The 14,301-nt window shown below is 70.3% G+C and carries 11 protein-coding genes; 9 read left to right on the top strand and 2 right to left on the bottom strand.

What is annotated here, in order from left to right:
- Positions 1–80 precede the first annotated feature (80 nt).
- Positions 81–1,349 (top strand): MFS transporter, encoded by a 1,269-nt coding sequence (locus ABZ956_RS05025; protein WP_361887104.1) that lies wholly within the window; start codon positions 81–83, stop codon positions 1,347–1,349.
- Between the two features lie 111 nt (positions 1,350–1,460).
- Positions 1,461–1,967, top strand: a complete 507-nt coding sequence (locus tag ABZ956_RS05020) for a hypothetical protein (protein WP_361887101.1) — start codon at positions 1,461–1,463, stop codon at positions 1,965–1,967.
- A 102-nt stretch (positions 1,968–2,069) separates the two neighbouring features.
- Here the strand turns inward: ABZ956_RS05020 and ABZ956_RS05015 are convergent, their stop codons facing one another.
- The gene (locus ABZ956_RS05015) at positions 2,070–3,530 is read right to left on the bottom strand and encodes a CCA tRNA nucleotidyltransferase (RefSeq protein ID WP_361887098.1); all 1,461 of its coding nucleotides are present in this window, start codon (positions 3,528–3,530) and stop codon (positions 2,070–2,072) included.
- 210 nt (positions 3,531–3,740) lie between these two features.
- Here ABZ956_RS05015 and ABZ956_RS05010 point away from each other — a divergent pair, with 210 nt between their 5' ends.
- The 7 genes from ABZ956_RS05010 to trxA all read left to right on the top strand — a co-directional run bounded on the left by ABZ956_RS05010 (position 3,741) and on the right by trxA (position 13,330).
- A complete protein-coding gene (locus tag ABZ956_RS05010) occupies positions 3,741–6,059 on the top strand; it encodes a DUF6049 family protein (protein WP_361887095.1) in 2,319 nt (772 codons plus the stop codon).
- 45 nt (positions 6,060–6,104) lie between these two features.
- Positions 6,105–8,405, top strand: a complete 2,301-nt coding sequence (gene murJ, locus ABZ956_RS05005) for a murein biosynthesis integral membrane protein MurJ (RefSeq protein WP_361887092.1) — start codon at positions 6,105–6,107, stop codon at positions 8,403–8,405.
- Positions 8,406–8,514: 109 nt separating this feature from the next.
- Positions 8,515–10,200 carry a protein kinase family protein gene (locus tag ABZ956_RS05000; protein WP_361887090.1) on the top strand — a complete coding sequence of 562 codons (1,686 nt, stop codon included), beginning with the start codon at positions 8,515–8,517 and terminating at the stop codon, positions 10,198–10,200.
- Positions 10,201–10,236: 36 nt separating this feature from the next.
- Positions 10,237–10,926 (top strand): RNA polymerase sigma factor SigM, encoded by a 690-nt coding sequence (sigM, locus tag ABZ956_RS04995; RefSeq protein ID WP_361887087.1) that lies wholly within the window; start codon positions 10,237–10,239, stop codon positions 10,924–10,926.
- A gap of 5 nt (positions 10,927–10,931) precedes the next feature.
- On the top strand, positions 10,932–11,867 hold the full coding sequence (locus ABZ956_RS04990; RefSeq protein WP_361888016.1) for a zf-HC2 domain-containing protein: 936 nt from the start codon (positions 10,932–10,934) through the stop codon (positions 11,865–11,867).
- A gap of 118 nt (positions 11,868–11,985) precedes the next feature.
- Positions 11,986–12,954 (top strand): thioredoxin-disulfide reductase, encoded by a 969-nt coding sequence (trxB, locus tag ABZ956_RS04985; RefSeq protein WP_361887084.1) that lies wholly within the window; start codon positions 11,986–11,988, stop codon positions 12,952–12,954.
- Between the two features lie 46 nt (positions 12,955–13,000).
- Complete coding sequence (gene trxA / locus ABZ956_RS04980; RefSeq protein WP_361887081.1) at positions 13,001–13,330, top strand: thioredoxin; 330 nt, start codon at positions 13,001–13,003, stop codon at positions 13,328–13,330.
- A gap of 127 nt (positions 13,331–13,457) precedes the next feature.
- Here the strand turns inward: trxA and ABZ956_RS04975 are convergent, their stop codons facing one another.
- Positions 13,458–14,075 (bottom strand): GNAT family N-acetyltransferase, encoded by a 618-nt coding sequence (locus ABZ956_RS04975; protein ID WP_361887078.1) that lies wholly within the window; start codon positions 14,073–14,075, stop codon positions 13,458–13,460.
- Positions 14,076–14,301 lie beyond the last annotated feature (226 nt).

Here is a 14,301-nt window from a genome sequence, read left to right as displayed (position 1 = left end):
CGCCGCACAACCCCATCGCTCGACCACAGGTCCCCGGGTAATCCGCCCGGGGACCTGTGCGTTGTGTGAGGCTGTGGTGCATGCCCGTTGTGCGTGATCTTCGCGTCCTGCTGAGGCTGCGCGATTTCCGCCGCCTGCTGACAGTAAGGCTCCTCTCGCAGGCCGCCGACGGCGTCTACCAGGTGGCGCTCGCCGCCTACGTCGTCTTCTCCCCCGAGAAGCAGGCGTCCCCAGCGGCCATCGCCTCCGCCATGGCGGTACTGCTCCTGCCCTACTCGCTCCTGGGGCCCTTCGCCGGCGTCCTGCTCGACCGCTGGCGCCGCCGCCAGGTCCTGCTCCACGGCAATGTGCTCCGCGCGGCGCTGGCCACCGTGACCGCGCTGCTGATCGTCGGAAGGGTGCCCGACTGGCTCTTCTACGTCTCCGCGCTCTCGGTCACGGCCGTCAACCGCTTCGTCCTCGCCGGACTCTCGGCGGCCCTGCCCCGCGTCGTCGACTCTCCCGAGCGCCTGGTGATGGCCAACTCCCTCTCCCCGACGGCCGGCACCCTGGCCGCGACCGCGGGCGGCGGCCTCGCCTTCATCGTGCGCCTCGCCTCGTCCGAGGGCACCGCCGCCGACGCCTGGGCCGTGCTCCTGGCCGCGGTGCTGTACCTGTGTGCCGGGCTCTGGTCGCTGCGCATGCCCGTGGAACTGCTGGGCCCCGACACCTCCGTGCCGCGCGCGCGGGTACGGACCGCCCTGGCGGTCGCCACGCGAGGGCTGGCCGACGGACTGCGCCATCTGGCGGAACGCCGCACCGCCGCACGGGCGTTGGCGGCGATGACGCTGATGCGCTTCTGCTACGGAGCGCTGACCGTCACCCTGCTGATGCTGTGCCGGTACGCCTGGTCCGACAACGACGCGGGCGGGCTGACCCTGCTCGGCTATGCCGTCGCCGCCTCGGGGGCGGGGTTCTTCGCCGCGGCCGCCCTCACCCCATGGGCGACGGACCGGCTGGGACGGCTGGGCTGGATCACGGCCTGCGCCGCGATCGCGGCGATCCTCGAACCCGGCCTCGGTCTGCCCTTCGAGCCCGTTCCCATGCTGATCGGGGCCTTCATCCTCGGGCTCACCACCCAAGGGGTCAAGATCGCTACGGACACGGTGGTCCAGGCGTCGGTCGACGACGCCTTCCGGGGGCGGGTCTTCGCGCTCTACGACGTCCTGTTCAACGTCGCCTTCGTGGGCGCCGCGGCGGTGGCCGCCCTGATGCTGCCACCGGACGGGCGGTCGGCCACGCTGGTCGTCACGGTCGCGGTGATCTACGCAGCGATTGCTTGCGCTATGGCCGGATTTCGACACCGATAAGTGTCACATCAATGCCACAGGACCGCTGTGAGCTGCAGAAATGTCATGGACACCGGATACCTTACGGGCTGCAATTCGCGACCGGATCTCGCTCAGTCCGAAGGGTTTACCGTGACCACTCCGCCGCCCCACCAGAACCCGTACGCCCAGCAGGGCGGCGCTCCGTATGGCCAGCAGCCCGGCCCCTACGGTCAGCAGCCGCCGGCCGCGCCGTACGGCCAGCACCCCACCGCGCCGATGGGTCAGCCCGGTGGCTGGCAGGGCGCCCCGGTGCCGCCGCCGGCGCGTCCGCGCCGCTCACCCATGAAGATCATCCGGAACGTCGTGCTGCCCATCCTGGGACTCATTGTCGCGATCGCCGCATGGATCTACGGCAAGGACGACGCCGAGACTCTGTCGGCCGGCCAGTGCCTGGAGAACACGGGCTCCTCCTACAAGCCGAACATCCAGAAGCGCGACTGCACCGCCACCAACGCCACCCACAAGGTGCTGGAGAAGGTGAAGGGCACCTCCTCCGCCGAGACGGCGTGCGCAAACGTGGAGGGCACCGTCGCGGCCGTGACGTGGAGGGAGCGCAGCGACTCCTTCGTCCTATGCCTGGCGAGCAACAAGAAGTAACGGCACCGGCAGTACGCCGAGGGGCGGTGTTTCACGTGAAACACCGCCCCTCGCCACATCTGCCACCTAGTGACGTTTCACGTGAAACATCACCACGGAAGGTCAGCCCTGCTGCGTCGCCCACCACTCCTTGAGCGCGGCGACCGCGGCCTCCCGCTCCATGGGCCCGTGCTCCAGCCGCAGCTCCAGCATGTGCTTGTACGCCTTGCCGATCTGCGGCCCGGGGCCGATACCCAGGATCTCCATGATCTCGTTGCCGTCCAGGTCGGGCCGGATCGAGTCCAGCTCCTCCTGCTCCTGCAGCCGTGCGATGCGCTCCTCGAGCCCGTCGTAGGCACGGGAGAGGGCGTTGGCCTTGCGCTTGTTGCGCGTCGTGCAGTCGGATCGCGTCAGCTTGTGCAGCCGGTCCAGCAGCGGACCCGCGTCCCGTACGTAGCGGCGCACGGCCGAGTCGGTCCACTCCCCGGTGCCGTAGCCGTGGAAGCGCAGGTGCAGCTCGACCAGCTTCGAGACGTCCTTGACCAGGTCGTTGGAGTACTTGAGCTTGGTCATCCGGGCCTTGGTCATCTTCGCGCCCACCACCTCGTGGTGGTGGAAGGAGACCCGGCCGTCCTTCTCGAAGCGGCGCGTCTTCGGCTTGCCGATGTCGTGCAGCAGCGCCGCCAGGCGCAGCACGAGGTCGGGACCGTTCTCCTCCAGGTCGATGGCCTGCTCGAGGACGATCAGCGTGTGCTCGTAGACGTCCTTGTGGCGGTGGTGCTCGTCGCGCTCCAGGCGCAGCGCCGGGAGCTCGGGGAGGACGAGGCCGGCGAGGCCGGTGTCGACGAGGAGCCTGAGGCCCTCGCGGGGGTGGTCGGAGAGGATCAGCTTGTTCAGCTCGTCCCGGACCCGCTCGGCGGAGACGATCTCCAGGCGGTCGGACATCTCCGTCATGGCGGCGACGACCTCGGGGGCGACCTGGAAGTCCAGCTGCGCGGCGAACCGCGCGGCCCGCATCATGCGCAGCGGGTCGTCGGAGAAGGACTCCTGCGGGGTCCCGGGGGTGCGCAGGACCCGGGCGGCCAGGTCCTCCAGGCCGTGGTGCGGGTCGATGAACTCCTTCTCCGGCAGCGCGACGGCCATCGCGTTGACGGTGAAGTCGCGACGGACCAGGTCTTCCTCGATGGAGTCGCCGTAGGAGACCTCGGGCTTCCGCGAGGTCCGGTCGTACGCTTCCGACCGGTATGTCGTGACCTCAATATCGAAGTCCGATTTGCGGCAGCCCACGGTTCCGAAGGCGATGCCGACCTCCCAGACCGCATCAGCCCACGGGCGCACGATCTTCAGCACGTCCTCGGGGCGGGCGTCGGTGGTGAAGTCCAGGTCGTTGCCGAGACGGCCGAGCAGCGCGTCCCGCACCGACCCGCCGACCAGGGCAAGCGTGAAGCCGGCCTCCTTGAAGCGGCGGGCGAGATCGTCGGCTACGGGGGACACCCGCAGGAGCTCGCTCACGGCACGGCGCTGCACCTGGCTGAGCTCGTTCGTCGACGGCGGGGTGTGGCTGTCATTGTTGGCGTTCGGCACAACAGAAGAGGGTACGTGTCCGCGCGCGCGAGGGCCTCCCCGTTATGGGGCGCTTCACAACAGCTCGCACAAAGCAGGCGCAGACTGGACAACGGGCCCCGGTGGCGATCTTGTAGTGCGGTCCGCAGCACTTCGTCACAGCGGGCCTCGTTACCATTCGTGGACGCACCATCCGACGACCACTGACGACGACGAGGGACGGGCGAGCGCGTGGCCGAGGCGGCAGAGTTCCAGGGGACGAGATCCGCTCCTGCCTGCCGGTGGTTCCGGCACACCGCGGTGCTGCTGGCCGGAGTGCTGCTGTTCGTGGGCCTGGTGCAGCTGCCGGCCGCCCCCGCCGCGCACGCGGACTCCCCCGGCAACCGCACCATCGGTGTCTCTGTCGACACGGTGACGCCCGTCGCCCCCAAGCAGGACGACACGCTCACCATCTCGGGCACGGTCACCAACGGCGGAAAGTCGACGATCACCGGCGCCCATGTGGGGCTGCGGGTGGGCCCGCAGATCAGCACGCGCAGCGACATAGACGATCTCGCCGACCGGGCACCCTTCTCACCGGGCACCGACGGCTCGGAAGTGGGCGGCAACCACGCGCAGAAGCTCGAGCCGCTGGCCCCCGGCGTCAGCCGCGACTTCACGCTCACCGTGCCGGCCAAGGACCTCGCCCTCGGCAAGGACGGCGTCTACCAGCTCGGCATCACCCTCTCCGGCCAGACCGCCGGCCATCCGTACGAGCAGGTGCTGGGCATCCAGCGGACGCTGCTGCCCTGGCAGCCGTCCGGGACCGACGGCAAGAAGACGCAGCTGACCTTCCTGTGGCCGCTGATCTCCGCCACGCACCTGACTGCCCGCACCGAGTCCGACCAGCAGCAGACGCCGGTCTTCCCCAACGACGACCTGGCGGCGGAGCTGGCTCCGGGCGGCCGGCTGCAGCAGCTCGTGGCGCTGGGCAAGGGGCTGCCGATCACCTGGGTGATCGACCCGGACCTCCTCGCCACGGTCGAGGCGATGACCAAGCGCTACCAGGTCGCCGGGCCGAACGACCAGAACACCCCCGGCCGGGGCCAGGCGGTCGCCAAGCAGTGGCTCAACCAGCTCCAGGAAGCCGTCACGAACCGCCAGGTGGTGGCGCTGCCCTTCGGCGACCCGGACCTCGCCTCCCTGGCGCACCGGGGCAAGGACGTCTCCGGTGCCCTCAGCCACCTCCAGTCCGCCACGGAGCTCGCCGCGACCACCGTGGACACGATCCTCGGTGTGAAGCCGCGCACGGACTTCGCCTGGCCCGTGGACGGTGCCGTCGACTCCTCCATCGTGGACGTGGCCACCTCGGCGGGCGCCCACAACGTCATCGCCCGCAGCGACAGCCTCGGCGAGCCCGGCGCCGCCCCCTACGCCCCCACGGCGGCCCGGCAGATCGGCGGCGGCAACACGGCCGTCGTGGCGGACGCCCGGCTCTCCACCGCCTTCCAGGGCGAGATGATCAGGGGCAACGACTCCTCGCTCGCCGTGCAGCGCTTCCTCGCCCAGAGCCTCATGGTGAACAAGCAGGCTCCGGAGAAGGAGCGCAGCATCGTCGTCGCCCCGCAGCGCATGCCCACCTCGAGCCAGGCACAGGCGATGGCGACCGCGCTCAAGGGCCTGGACGGTCGCTGGACGCAGCCCCTCGACCTGGGCGACGCGGCCAAGGCGCAGCCCGACCCGTCCGCCAATCAGCAGGTGCCCGGCAACGGCTCGTACCCGGACTCGCTGCGCTCGCAGGAGCTGTCCACCGAGGCGTTCGAGGCGATCCAGCGCACCCAGAGCACCCTCGACAGCTTCAAGGTCATCCTGACCGCCCAGGACCGCGTCGTGACCCCCTTCGGCAGCGCGATCATGCGCGAGATGTCGACGTCGTGGCGCGGCAACCCCAGGGGGGCGGCGGAATTCCGGGACGCCGTGCAGTCCTACCTGGACCAGCTCACCCGCCAGGTGCACCTGATCAACAAGTCCGACGCGACCCTCTCCGGCCGCAGCGCGACGATCCCGGTGACCGTGCAGAACGGCCTGCTGCAGGGCGTACAGGGCCTGCGGCTCGTCCTCACCTCCAGCCAGCCGAACCGACTGAAGATCGACGCCTCACAGCCCGTCGAGGTGGCGGGCGGACGCCAGCAGTCGGTGAAGTTCGAGACGCGTGCCAACGCCAACGGTCCGGTGCAGGTCACCGCCCGGTTGTACGCCGACGACGGCCAGCCCTACGGCGAGCCGATGACCTTCACTGTGCATGTCACCTCCATCACCCCTATGGTGCTCCTGGTCATCGCCGGTGGTGTCCTCCTCCTGGTCCTCGCGGGGCTGCGTATCTACATCCAGCGCAAGCGGGCAGCTGCCCGTAAAGCCGCAGGTGGCGGTCCTGACGACGGGGACGGGGGAGACGCGGGCGACGACGGTGGGCCGGACGACGGCCGACCCGAGCAGCCGGGTGATCCGGCCGCGGAATCCGGAGCGCGAAACGGTGACCCGTCCGCCTCAGGTGAGAAAGTGAAACGTTGACGTGTTGTGGGGCCGGCAGGCCGCGGACGATGAGGTGGGGTAGCGATGAGCGCGCCGTACGACGGTGACCGCGGTCAGGGCGCGGGCGGTGAGCAGCGGGGTCAGCACCCGGCGAACCCGCCTGCCCCCGGCGCGGCGCACCAGGGCCCGTACGCCCGGGACCCCTACCTCCGGGACGCCTACGCGTCGGATCCCTACGCCGCGCACGACGCGTCCGCCCAGGACCCGGTGAACGACGCGCTGTACGACCGGACCGTGCCGCAGCCGCCGCCCGGCTCCTACCAGCAGCCCCCCGTGCCTCCGCTCGCCTCCGACCCGCGGATGTGGGCCCCGCCCCAGCAGCCCCAGGCACCGCAGGCCCAGACCCCGCAGTACCCCCGGACACCGCACCAGCCCGACACCTTCCCGCGCCCGTACGGGGATGAGGACGCCACCCAGCTCATCGGCGTGAACGACGTCATGGGCGGCGCTCCGGCGCCGTCGGGCGGGCAGCAGCCCCAGCGGGACGCCTTCGCGCACCTCTACCGCGACCAGCAGCAGCCGTACGAGCCGCAGCGCCCGTACGAGCCCCAGCGCCCGGCCGGTCAGCAGTTCCCGCCGCAGGCCCCCGGACAGTTCGTCCCGCCGCCCGCACAGCCCCCCGCGGCGGAGCCCACTCCGGAGCAGGAGCCGCCGGTGGCCCCGGCCGCCACGGCGAAGAGCGGTGGCAAGGCCGCGAGCCTGCTGAAGTCGAGCGCGGTGATGGCCGCGGGCACCATGGTCTCCCGCCTCCTGGGCTTCGGCCGCAACCTGATCATGGCGGCGGCGATCGGCGTCACCACCCTCGCCGACGGCTACCAGGTCGCCAACACCCTGCCGACCATGATCTACATCCTGGTCGGCGGCGGCGCCCTGAACGCCGTCTTCATCCCGCAGCTCGTGCGCGCGATGAAGAACGACGAGGACGGCGGCGAGGCCTACGCCAACAGGCTCCTGACCCTCGTGGTGGTGCTGCTCGCCGGCGTCACCACCGTGTGCGTACTGGCCGCACCGGTCTTCATCCAGATCATGTCGCCGACCATCGCCGACGATCCCGCCAGGATGGACGTCGCGGTGGCGTTCGCCCGCTACTGCATCCCCACGATGTTCTTCATGGGCGTGCACGTGGTCCTGGGCCAGATCCTCAACGCGCGGGGCAAGTTCGGCGCGATGATGTGGACCCCGGTCCTCAACAACATCATCATCATCGCCACCTTCGGCGCCTTCATCTGGGCCTTCGGCCCGTTCTCGGACAGCGACGTCAGCTCCGCGACCATCACGCCGGAAGGCGTGCGGCTGCTCGGCCTCGGCACCCTGCTGGGTCTCGCGGTCCAGGCGCTGGCCATGGTCCCCTACCTGCGTGACGCGGGCTTCCGGATCAGGCCCCGCTTCGACTGGCGCGGCCAGGGCCTCGGCAAGGCCGCGGGGCTCGCCAAGTGGACGTTCTTCTTCGTCCTCGCCAACCAGCTCGGCATGGTCGTCGTCACCCAGCTCGCCACCAAGGCGGGCGCGCTGGCCGACAAGGCCGGCCACTCGGGCACCGGCATCACCGCCTACAACTTCGCGCTGCAGCTGTGGCAGATGCCGCAGGCCATCATCACCGTCTCCGTGATGACCGCCGTCCTGCCGCGGATCTCCCGCGCCGCGCACGACGGAGACGTCCCCGCCGTCCGCGACGACCTCTCCCACGGCCTGCGCACCTCGGCCGTGGCGATCGTGCCCTGCGCGTTCGCCTTCCTGGCGCTCGGCGTCCCCATGTCCACGCTGATGTTCTCGGCCGGCGGCGACACCGCCGGTGCCACCAACATCGGTTTCATCCTGATGGCGTTCGGCCTCGGCCTGATCCCGTACTCCGCGCAGTACGTCATCCTCCGGGGCTTCTACGCCTACGAGGACACCCGCACGCCCTTCTACAACACGGTCATCGTCGCCGCCGTCAACGCGGCGGCCTCCTTCGTCAGCTACCTCGTCCTGCCCTCGCGCTGGGCCGTGGCCGGCATGGCGGCCTCCTACGGCCTGGGCTACGCCGTCGGCGTCGGCGTCGCCTGGCGCCGGCTCCGCGCCCGCCTGGGCGGCGACCTGGACGGCTCGCACGTCATCCGCACCTACGCCCGCCTCGTCGGCGCGTGCATCCCCGCCGCCGTCGTCAGCGGAGCCGCCGCTTACGGAATCGTTCAGGTTCTGGGCAACGGCATCATCGGTTCGCTCGCGGCCCTGGCCGGTGGAGGACTGATCCTGATCGCCGTCTTCTACATCGCCGCGAAGCGGATGCGGATCGAGGAATTGACCGCCATGGTCGGTATGGTTCGCGGCCGGCTCGGTCGCTGACCGGAGCACAACCATCGCCCGCCGCCGCGTGTCGTGCATAGCGCCGGACTGTGGGCACAATTGTCTTGGCTGTGGACGGCGTGCAACGGATGGGGAGGCAGGAACGACGGTGGCGGAACGGAGCACGGCTGCCGTCGACGTGGCCGACAACAGCGGCGAGCAGCCACTGACCGCCGCGGCGGGCAAGGCCACGACCGACGGGGCGGCGGCCGACAAACAGGTCAGCACGCACAAGAAGTCCGAGCGCGCGGAGAGCGGGAGCCCCGCGCGCGACGCACAATCGCCGGAGTTGCACAGCGGCCACAAGCTCGCCAGAAGGTACCGCCTGGAGGAGTGCGTCACCCGTCTGGAGGGATTCAGCAGCTGGCGTGCCGTCGACGAGAAGCTGCGCCGCGCCGTCGGCGTCCACCTGCTGCCCGCCGACCACCCCCGGGCCCGCCCGGTGCTCGCCGCCGCCCGTTCCGCCGCCCTCCTCGGCGACCCGCGCTTCGTCCAGGTCCTCGACGCCGTCGAGGAGAACGACCTCGTCTACGTCGTCCACGAGTGGCTGCCGGACGCCACCGAGCTGACACCCGTCCTCGCCTCCGGCCCGCTCGAGCCCCACGAGGCCTATCAGCTGGTCAACCAGGTCTCCCAGGCGATGGCCGCCGCCCACCGCGAGGGCCTGGCGCACCTGCGGCTCAACCCGGGCTCCGTCCTGCGCACCGGCACCGGCCAGTACCGCATCCGCGGCCTCGCCGTCATGGCCGCCCTGCGCGGCATCACCTCCGAGCACCCCCAGCGGACCGACACCGAGGCCATCGGCGCGCTCCTGTACGCGGCACTGACCCAACGCTGGCCGTACGAGAGCAACGCCCACGGCCTGTCGGGCCTGCCCAAGGGCGTCGGCCTCATCGCCCCCGACCAGGTCCGGGCAGGTGTGCACCGGGGCCTCTCCGAGCTCGCCATGCGCGCCCTCGTCAACGACGGGGCCACCGCGTCGCGCCAGGAGAAGCCCTGCACCACGCCGGAGGAGCTGGCCAAGGCGGTCGCCGCCATGCCGCGCATCCGGCCCCCGGAGTCGGCCTACAGCGCCCCGCCGGCCTACTCGCGCCCGTCGGTCCCCCACAACGGGGGACCGGTGCACCCACTGCCCGTTCCGCCGCCGCCCCCGCTCCAGAGCCGCACCGGCCGCGCCCTCAAGTGGAGTGTCTCGGCCCTTCTCATCGCGGCGCTGGGGCTGGGCAGCTGGCAGCTCGCCGACACCCTTCTCAAGGACGGCGAGAAGGACACACCGCGGTCCCAGTCCTCCGGGGACGACTCTCCCAGGGACATCGGCAACAAGCCGATCCGGATCAGCGACGCCAAGGAGTACGCGCCCGACGGCAAGTTCCAGCAGAGCGACAAGGTGGACAACACCTACGACGGTGATCCCAAGTCCGTCTGGCGCTCACGGTCCTTCCAGGACGGACCGACTCTCCGGCCGTTCAAGCAAGGGGTCGGGATCGTCTACGACCTCGGGTCGGCGCAGAAGGTCGGCGGCGCCACCGTGGACCTGCGCTACGGGGGCAACCACACCACCCTCTCGCTCTACGCCGTCGACTCGCTGTCGCCGACGGCACCGCTGAAGACGTTGAAGAAGCTGTCGACGAACCAGACGTCCTCCACGACCGCGAAGTTCTCCTTGAAGGAAGCCGCGGAGACCCGGTACGTCCTGGTGTGGATCACCGCGATGCCCTCGTCTCCGTACGACTCCGAGACTTTCAGCAATGCCGGATACAAGCAGGCCATCAGCGAAGTGAAGTTCACCGGCTGACCGCAAGGTCGCGTCGCTCAGGGGGAGGGGTGGGCGTTGGACGACGTCACACGTGGCGGCACAAGCGACGCCGAGCTCATCGCCCTGCACGTCAAGGGCGACCCCGATGCCTTCGGCGAGATAGTGCGGCGCCACCGCGACCGGCTCTGGGCGGTGGCGCTGCGCACCCTCGGGGACCGGGAGGAGGCCGCGGACGCCGTCCAGGACGCACTGGTCTCCGCCTACCGGGCCGCCCACACCTTTCGCGGCCAGTCCGCCGTCACCACCTGGCTGCACCGCATCACGGTCAACGCCTGTCTGGACCGCGCCCGCAAGGCGGCCTCGCGCCGCACCGCGCCGCTCGCCGAGACCGAGCGACTCGAGCAGCTCCTCGAACCCCACGAGGCCGCCGACGCGCCCGCCGAGCGCGGCGATCTGCACCGTGAGCTGATCCGGGCCCTGGCCAAGCTGCCGCCGGACCAGCGGGCCGCGCTCGTGCTCGTCGACATGCAGGGCTATCCGGTCGCCGAAGCGGCCGCGGTGCTGGACGTGCCGACCGGCACGGTCAAGAGCAGATGCGCCCGGGGACGGGCACGGCTGCTGCCGTTGCTCACCCATCTGCGCCCGGATCGCAGGGGTAGCCCCCCTCTTGACAGGGAAAGGAACCGGTCGCAGGGGACGTCCGTCCCACCACCGGCAGGACCGAACGACGCAGATCCAGTGAAGGGCGGAGGTGGGCGAGCGTGACTTCGATGACCGGCACGGAGGGGCACCCGGAGGTCGCGGAGATCTCCGCACTCACCGAAGGTGTCCTCTCCCCTGCGCGGACCGCGGATGTCCGCGAGCACCTCGCGGACTGCGACCTGTGCGAAGACGTCCGGAGCTCGCTGGACGAGATCCGTGGGCTGCTCGGCACGCTGCCCGGCCCGCTCCGGATGCCGGCGGACGTCGCCGGCCGTATCGACGCCGCGCTCGCGGCGGAGGCACTGCTGGATGCGACCGCGCCCGAAACGGTCGCCGGTGTTTCACCGGAAGTCGCTGTTTCACGTGAAACGGCGGCTCGGGAGGAGGCAGCGCCCCAGAAGGCGGCGACGGCCCGTGTTTCACGTGAAACCGTCGATCGCCCCACGGGTCGCCCCCGCGCCACCACCGGACCCGGCCGGCAGTCCCCCAAGCCTTCAGGACCGCGCGCTCGCCGCGGCCGCCGCTGGCCCCAGGCGCTGCTCGGCACCGCCTGTGCCGCCGCCGTCATCGGCGTGGGCAGCTTCTTCCTGCAATCCGGTAAGGACGACGCCCCCAAGGCGGGGTCCCCGGAGCCGAGCCGGCAGCAGTCGTCGCCCTCCGTCCTCGCCTACGACGACATCAAGACCCACGTACAGGAACTCCTGCGGGGGACCTCCAAGGCCGCCGAGTCACGGGGTATGAGCTCGCAGAGCTCGCCGGAGACGACGCTGCGCGCCCCCGGAACCACCGCCCCGGCCTGTGTGCAGGACGGCATCGGCCGGAGCGAGCCGGTGCTGGCCACGCACCAGGAGACGTACAAGGGCGAGGACGCCTATCTCGTCGTCCTGCCGCACCCCTCCGACGTCACCCTCGTCGACGCCTATATGGTCTCGGCCGCCTGTGCCACCGCCTCGCCCCCGGCGCCGGGAAAGGTGCTGCTGAACGAGACGTTTCCGCGCGACTGATCCCCCTCGCGCACGTGCTGTCGTCCCGCTCGGGAATGCTCGCCCCGTAGGATCCGTTGGGTGGGGTGAGACCCAGCAAGGACCCAGACAGCTGTCGTCAGAGACAAGGAAGACACCCGTGAGCGACGTCCGCAACGTGATCATCATCGGCTCCGGGCCCGCGGGCTATACGGCCGCGCTCTACACCGCCCGTGCCTCCCTGAAGCCGCTGGTCTTCGAGGGCGCCGTCACCGCCGGTGGTGCGCTGATGAACACCACCGACGTGGAGAACTTCCCCGGGTTCCGTGAGGGCATCATGGGCCCGGACCTGATGGACAACATGCGCGCCCAGGCCGAGCGCTTCGGCGCCGAGCTGATCCCGGACGACGTGGTCGCCGTCGACCTGAGCGACGAGATCAAGACGGTCACGGACTCCGCGGGCACCGTCCACCGTGCCAAGGCCGTGATCGTCACCACCGGCTCGCAGCACCGCAAGCTGGGCCTGCCCCGTGAGGACGAGCTCTCCGGCCGCGGCGTCTCCTGGTGTGCCACCTGTGACGGGTTCTTCTTCAAGGACCAGGACATCGCCGTCATCGGCGGTGGCGACACCGCGATGGAGGAGGCCACCTTCCTCTCGCGCTTCGCGAAGTCCGTCACCGTCGTGCACCGCCGTGACACCCTGCGCGCCAGCAAGGCGATGCAGGAGCGGGCCTTCGCCGACCCCAAGATCTCCTTCATCTGGGACAGCGAGGTCGCCGAGATCCACGGTGAGAACAAGCTCTCCGGGCTGACCCTGCGCAACCTGAAGACCGGCGAGTCTTCCGAGCTGCCCGTGACCGGCCTGTTCATCGCCATCGGCCACGACCCGCGCACCGAGCTCTTCAAGGGCCAGCTGGAGCTGGACGACGAGGGTTACCTGAAGGTCGAAGCCCCCTCGACCCGCACCAACCTCACCGGTGTGTTCGCCGCCGGTGACGTCGTCGACCACACCTACCGCCAGGCGATCACCGCCGCCGGCACGGGTTGCTCCGCCGCACTCGACGCCGAGCGCTACCTCGCCGCGCTCTCCGACGGCGAGGGCGTCCGGGAGCCCGAGAAGACCCCCTGACCCACCCCCACCCCTCCCCACGCAGAACAGATTCAAGGAGACCTCAGTGGCTCTCAAGACCGTGACCGACGCGTCCTTCGACGAGGACGTCCTCAAGAGCGACAAGCCCGTCCTGGTGGACTTCTGGGCCGAGTGGTGCGGTCCGTGCCGCCAGATCGCTCCTTCGCTCGAGGCGATCTCCGCCGAGTACGGCGACAAGATCGAGATCGTCAAGCTGAACATCGACCAGAACCCGACCACTGCCGCCAAGTACGGCGTCATGTCGATTCCGACGCTCAACGTCTACAAGGGTGGCGAGGTCGTCCAGACCATCGTCGGCGCCAAGCCCAAGGCCGCCCTCGAGCGCGAGCTGGCCGACTTCATCCACGCCAAGTAAGCGCGTCACAGCCGGCCTGCGTCAGCAGGCGCTGTTTCACGTGAAACAGGCCCGCCCTTCTCCCAGGGGCGGGCCTGTTCGCTTTCCTGAAGCGGCCGGAGAAGACAGCCGTGGCGGGCAGGACGCGCTAGAGCGGCCGGAGTGCGGGCTCCTTCTGGACCGCTCCCAGCAGCCGGTCGAGGGCCAGCTCGACGTCCTCTTTCCAGGAGAGCGCCGTCCGCAGCTCCAGGCGCAGCCGTGGATAGCGCGGGTGCGGCCGTACCGTCTTGAAGCCGACGGCCAGAAGGTGATCAGCAGGCAGCACACAGGCCGGCTCTTTCCAGCGCGAGTCCCCGAACGCCTCGATCGCCTTGAAGCCCCGCCGGAGCACATCCTTGGCGACGGTCTGCACCATCACCCGGCCGAGCCCCTGTCCTTGGTAGGCCGGCATCAGCCAGGCGGTCATCAGCTGCACGGCGTCCGCGGCCACCGGACTGGTGGGGAACGCGGTGGAGCGTGGCACATAGGCGGGGGGAGCGTAGAGCACAAATCCCACCGGCACATCGTCGACATAGACCACGCGGCCACAGGAGCCCCACTCCAGGAGCACCGCGGAGATCCATGCCTCCTTCTCCAGCTCCGGGCGGCCGGCTCTCAGTGCGGCTTCGCCGCTGACGGGATCGAGCTCCCAGAAGACGCAGGCGCGGCAGCGCTTGGGAAGGTCCGGGAGGTTGTCCAGCGTGAGCGGTACGAGCCGACGCCCCATGCAGCCAGTTCCTCACTTCCGTCGCGTGCCACGCTCCGGGCGGCGCTCAGCGCACTGAACTCCTTGAGAAGGCTGCCGACGAATCCGCCGACCGCTCCCAGGCTCAGACCCGCTGCCACCAGTCCGGTCCGGCTCACCGTTCGCATGGCCCCGCCCCTCCGTGAACTGTGTCCAACGTGGATGTGCCATACCCAACGCATCGTATCCGGAGGTCGATTGAGCGGAT

Source organism: Streptomyces sp. NPDC046261 (genome assembly GCF_040646235.1).
Taxonomy (GTDB): Bacteria; Actinomycetota; Actinomycetes; order Streptomycetales; family Streptomycetaceae; genus Streptomyces.
Note: the sequence above shows the minus strand (reverse complement) of the source record. Positions and strands in the feature narration are given on the sequence as shown.